This is a genomic window from Methylobacterium sp. B1 (genome assembly GCF_000333255.1).
Classification (GTDB): domain Bacteria; phylum Pseudomonadota; class Alphaproteobacteria; order Rhizobiales; family Beijerinckiaceae; genus Methylobacterium; species Methylobacterium fujisawaense.
The window spans coordinates 1-4,787 of sequence record NZ_BACT01000960.1 but is presented as its reverse complement, the minus strand read 5'-3'; the positions used below and the strand labels follow the sequence as shown (position 1 = coordinate 4,787).

Annotated in this window: 4 protein-coding genes; all 4 read left to right on the top strand. The window is 64.9% G+C overall.

Translation table 11 applies throughout. The annotated features are described in order from the left end of the window. The first annotated feature begins 99 nt into the window (after positions 1–99). Positions 100–1,287 (top strand): ribonuclease D, encoded by a 1,188-nt coding sequence (gene rnd, locus I53_RS26925; protein WP_043356697.1) that lies wholly within the window; start codon positions 100–102, stop codon positions 1,285–1,287. A 110-nt stretch (positions 1,288–1,397) separates the two neighbouring features. Then, positions 1,398–1,685: a hypothetical protein gene (locus tag I53_RS26920; RefSeq protein ID WP_043356694.1), complete on the top strand. Its 288-nt coding sequence runs from the start codon at positions 1,398–1,400 to the stop codon at positions 1,683–1,685. Positions 1,686–2,389: 704 nt separating this feature from the next. Then, positions 2,390–4,195: a lanthanide-dependent methanol dehydrogenase XoxF1 gene (gene xoxF1 / locus I53_RS26915; RefSeq protein WP_043356691.1), complete on the top strand. Its 1,806-nt coding sequence runs from the start codon at positions 2,390–2,392 to the stop codon at positions 4,193–4,195. Positions 4,196–4,327: 132 nt separating this feature from the next. After that, a partial coding sequence (locus I53_RS26910) for a cytochrome c (RefSeq protein WP_043356687.1) occupies positions 4,328–4,787 on the top strand: 460 nt, incomplete at its 3' end.

The following is a 4,787-nucleotide window of genomic DNA, read 5'->3' as shown; positions in this document are numbered from 1 at the left end:
GTGACGAACGTCGCGCGGCGGTAACGGGACGCGCGCGAAAGATGGGGACCCGAGCGGGTGCGTCTCCCCATGTCGGCTGCGGTTGCGTATAGCCGATGCATGGACCTGATCACCACCACTGACGCGCTGCGCCAGATCTGCACACGTCTCGCCGAGCAACCCTTCGTGACCGTCGACACGGAGTTCATGCGCGAGACGACGTACTATCCGAAACTCTGCCTGATCCAGATGGCGGCCCCGGACGGCACAGGCGTCCTGGTCGATCCGCTGGCGCCGGGAATCGACCTCGAACCCTTCATCGCGCTCATGGCCGACGAGCGTACGGTCAAGGTGTTCCACTCCGCCCGTCAGGATCTGGAGATCATCTGGCTGATCGGCGGGATTCTGCCGCATCCGTTCTTCGATACGCAGGTCGCCGCCATGGTCTGCGGCTACGGCGATTCCGTCTCGTACGAGCAGCTCGTCAACGACGTCGCCAAGGCCAAGATCGACAAGTCTTCGCGGTTCACCGACTGGTCACGGCGACCGCTCTCCGAGGCGCAGTTGAGCTACGCGCTGTCGGACGTCACCCACCTCGTGAGGATCTACGAGGTTCTCGTGGCCGAGCTGCTGCGCACCGACCGGGGCGCGTGGCTCGACGAGGAAATGGCGGTGCTGACCTCGCCCGAGACGTACCGTGCCGATCCCGCCCAGGCGTGGCGGCGGCTCTCCGGGCGGATGCGCAAGCCGCGGGAAATCGCCGTGCTGATGGAAGTGGCCGCGTGGCGCGAGAGCGAGGCGCAGGCGCGCAACGTTCCGCGCGGGCGGATCCTGAAGGACGAAGCGGTCATTGATATCGCATCCGCGGCGCCTCGGAACGCCGAGGCGCTCGGCCGGCTTCGGACGATCCCGGCGGGATTCGAGCGTTCCCGGACCGGGGCCGACATCGTCGCTGCCGTGGAGCGTGGCCTCGCTCGCGACACCAGCGCCGTCCGAATGCCCGAGCGGGTGCGGCGGAGCGGGGGCAACGGGGCCATCGTCGAGTTGCTGAAGGTGCTGCTCAAAGCGGTCTGCGAGACGGAGGGCGTCGCGCCCAAGATCATCGCGACGGTCGACGACCTGGAGGCGATCGCCGATGACGATACCGCCGAGGTTCCGGCCCTCCAGGGCTGGCGGGCGACCCTGTTCGGGGACAAAGCCCTGGCTCTGAAGCAGGGACGTCTGGCGCTCTCCGTCGAGGCCGGCCGCATCGTGGTGCGCCCGCCCCAGGGTGACACCGCGCCGGACGGCGTCGAGCGGGCCGGATGACAGCGCCGAGCCGGCAACGGGACAAATGACGCGCTCGGGCGTGACTCGCAGAAGGGCCGGGATTAAATGGCAATCGGATTGCCGCTTAGTCCCGCCCTTGCGCCCCGCGTATGTTCGAATCCAACGAGATCCTGAAGACGCTGACGGGGCGCGGTCTCGTATCGGCGGAGGGCTGTGAACCGGCCCGCGTCCGCTACCGACTCGTGGTCGAGCGGCGCGAAGGCGGCATCGTCGCGTACGGCAACCTCTACGGCAGTTCAGCAGGCCTCCGGCCGATATGGCTCGAGCCGGATGCCCAGCTCAGGCTCTCCAACGGCCGCCGGCTCAACATCTCCGTGACGGATCTGGTCGGCGACGTCGCCGAGTTCGAGAGCACGGGACCGGTCGGCGCACTCTGACGCCCCGCCCAGCACAGCACTTCTGAGAGTTAGGCGCCCGGCGGCCTCGGGCTGGCCGAAAACCGATCGTTCCGGACCCGGGACGATTCGGCAATTTGTCGCGCCTGACGCAGACTGCGACGGACGGGATCCGCGAAAAATTCGGATGCGGCGACTGGGCGCAGACGGGCAAACCGGGAAAATTCGGCAATGAACGGGCATCGGACCATTCTGCAGTGCAGTTGACTCGCCGACGTCCCGCGCGTTCGTTTCGACCCGCCATGCGGCCAGACCAAGCGGGCGACGCATGCAGACACCCAGCAAAGCTTGTTCGTTTGCAAGATCCGCATGGGAGGCGCCGACGTCTCCGTCAGTTCTGCCTCAAAGAACGGCAAGCTCCTTGTGCATCGCAGCATTTCTTTTCGCAAACGCATGACATCGCCCGTGCCTTTGTCATGCGAAGAGAAGCTTTCACCGTGTGACCACAGCCCTCGAACGGCGAGTTGACGGCGCTCAAAAATCTCTTAAGGTCCGTTCAAGCCTCGGTTTCGAGGGAGCCGCCTCAGGGATGGCGGTTCCTGGCTAGGGGATCAGTAGATCTCCTCGAAGTCCACTATGCCCGCTACCGAGGCGTCCATCCCTGTCGCAAACAGTCAGGTCGGAGTCCGCGTGACGCCGTTATCGCTGCGCGTCGCAAATACTCTCAAGACTTGTCGGAGGAACCCATGAGAGCGGTACATCTCCTTGCGCTCGGCGCAGGTGTCGCGGCCGTCGCCGCGCCGGCGCTGGCCAATGAAAGCGTCATGAAGGGCATCGCCAACCCGGCGGAACAGGTTCTTCAGACGGTTGATTACGCGAATACGCGTTATTCGAAGCTCGACCAGATCAACGCCAAGAACGTCAAGGATCTCCAGGTCGCCTGGACGTTCTCGACCGGCGTTCTGCGCGGCCACGAGGGCTCGCCGCTCGTCGTCGGCAACATCATGTACGTGCACACGCCGTTCCCGAACATCGTGTACGCCCTCGACCTCGACCACGAGGCGAAGATCATCTGGAAGTACGAGCCGAAGCAGGATCCGTCCGTGATCCCGGTCATGTGCTGTGACACGGTCAACCGTGGCCTGGCCTACGCCGACGGCGCCATCCTCCTGCACCAGGCCGACACCACCCTCGTGTCGCTCGACGCCAAGACCGGCAAGGTCAACTGGTCGGTCGTGAACGGCGATCCGAAGAAGGGCGAGACCAACACCGCCACGGTTCTGCCCGTGAAGGACAAGGTCATCGTCGGCATCTCCGGCGGCGAGTTCGGCGTGCAGTGCCACGTCACCGCCTACGACCTGAAGACCGGCAAGAAGGTGTGGCGCGGCTACTCCGAGGGCCCGGACGATCAGATGATCGTGGACCCGGAGAAGACCACGTCGCTCGGCAAGCCGATCGGCAAGGACTCCTCGCTGAAGACCTGGGAAGGCGATCAGTGGAAGACCGGCGGCGGCTGCACCTGGGGCTGGTTCTCGTACGACCCGAAGCTCGACCTGATGTACTACGGCTCGGGCAACCCCTCGACCTGGAACCCCAAGCAGCGTCCGGGCGACAACAAGTGGTCCATGACCATCTGGGCGCGTAACCCGGATACCGGCATGGCCAAGTGGGTCTACCAGATGACCCCGCACGACGAGTGGGACTACGACGGCATCAACGAAATGATCCTCACGGATCAGAAGGTTGACGGCAAGGACCAGCCGCTCCTGACCCACTTCGACCGTAACGGCTTCGGCTACACGCTGAACCGCGAGACCGGCGCCCTGCTCGTCGCCGAGAAGTTCGACCCGGCCGTCAACTGGGCGTCCAAGGTCGACATGGACAAGGGCTCGAAGAACTACGGCCGTCCGCTGGTCGTGTCGAAGTACTCGACCGAGCAGAACGGTGAGGACACCAACTCCAAGGGCATCTGCCCGGCGGCGCTGGGCACCAAGGATCAGCAGCCTGCGGCCTTCTCGCCGAAGACCAACCTGTTCTACGTGCCCACCAACCACGTCTGCATGGACTACGAGCCGTTCCGGGTGACCTACACCCCGGGCCAGCCCTACGTCGGTGCGACCCTCTCGATGTACCCGGCCCCGAACTCGCACGGCGGCATGGGCAACTTCATCGCGTGGGATGGCGTCAACGGCAAGATCAAGTGGTCCAACCCCGAGCAGTTCTCGGTGTGGTCCGGTGCTCTGGCCACCGCTGGCGACGTCGTGTTCTACGGCACGCTTGAGGGCTACCTGAAGGCGGTCGACGACAAGACCGGCAAGGAGCTGTTCAAGTTCAAGACCCCGTCGGGCATCATCGGTAACGTGATGACCTACCAGCACAAGGGCAAGCAGTACGTGGGCGTCCTGTCGGGCGTCGGCGGCTGGGCTGGCATCGGCCTCGCGGCCGGCCTGACCGACCCGAACGCCGGCCTCGGCGCGGTGGGTGGCTACGCGGCTCTGTCGCAGTACACCAACCTCGGCGGCCAGCTGACGGTCTTCGCCCTGCCGAACTAATCGGCCGCAGGGTTAGACGTGAAAAACGATGCCGGCGCGGGTTCCCGCGCCGGCATCCTTGTGATTAGACTTTCTCGCAAGAGGCTGCGGCTCGAGGGAGACGAAGAGCCTCGATCCAGGGAGACACATGCGTTGCTCAACCTCAGCAAGATCGTAACGCGGCCGGTTATCGCCGCCCTCGCCCTAGCGACCGTCTCGACGGTTGCCGTACATGCTGAGGATGCCAAGCCCGCCGACCCCAAGCTCGCCAATTCCTTGAACGCGAACGACAAGACCGCCGAGCAGGATCCCAAGCTGCTGAAGCAGGATGCTGCGACGAAGGTCGAGGACGGCAAGTATTTCGATGCCGACGGCCACCCGACGTTCCACGTGACCCAGGACGGCAAGATGCTCGACTGGTACACCTACTCGGGCTACCGCCGCTATCACGCCGAGTGCCACGTCTGCCACGGTCCGGACGGCATGGGTTCGACCTACGCGCCGGCGCTGAAGGATTCGCTGAAGCACCTCTCCTACGAGGAGTTCATCGGCATCCTGGCGGGCGGCAAGCAGGAGGTGAACTCCGCCGAGCAGAAGGTGATGCCGGCCTCGG

Coding starts and splice junctions, on each gene's coding strand:
- rnd (WP_043356697.1), top strand. CDS start 100: ATGGACCTGATCACCACCACTGACGCGCTGCGCCAGATCTGCACACGT.
- xoxF1 (WP_043356691.1), top strand. CDS start 2,390: ATGAGAGCGGTACATCTCCTTGCGCTCGGCGCAGGTGTCGCGGCCGTC.
- I53_RS26920 (WP_043356694.1), top strand. CDS start 1,398: ATGTTCGAATCCAACGAGATCCTGAAGACGCTGACGGGGCGCGGTCTC.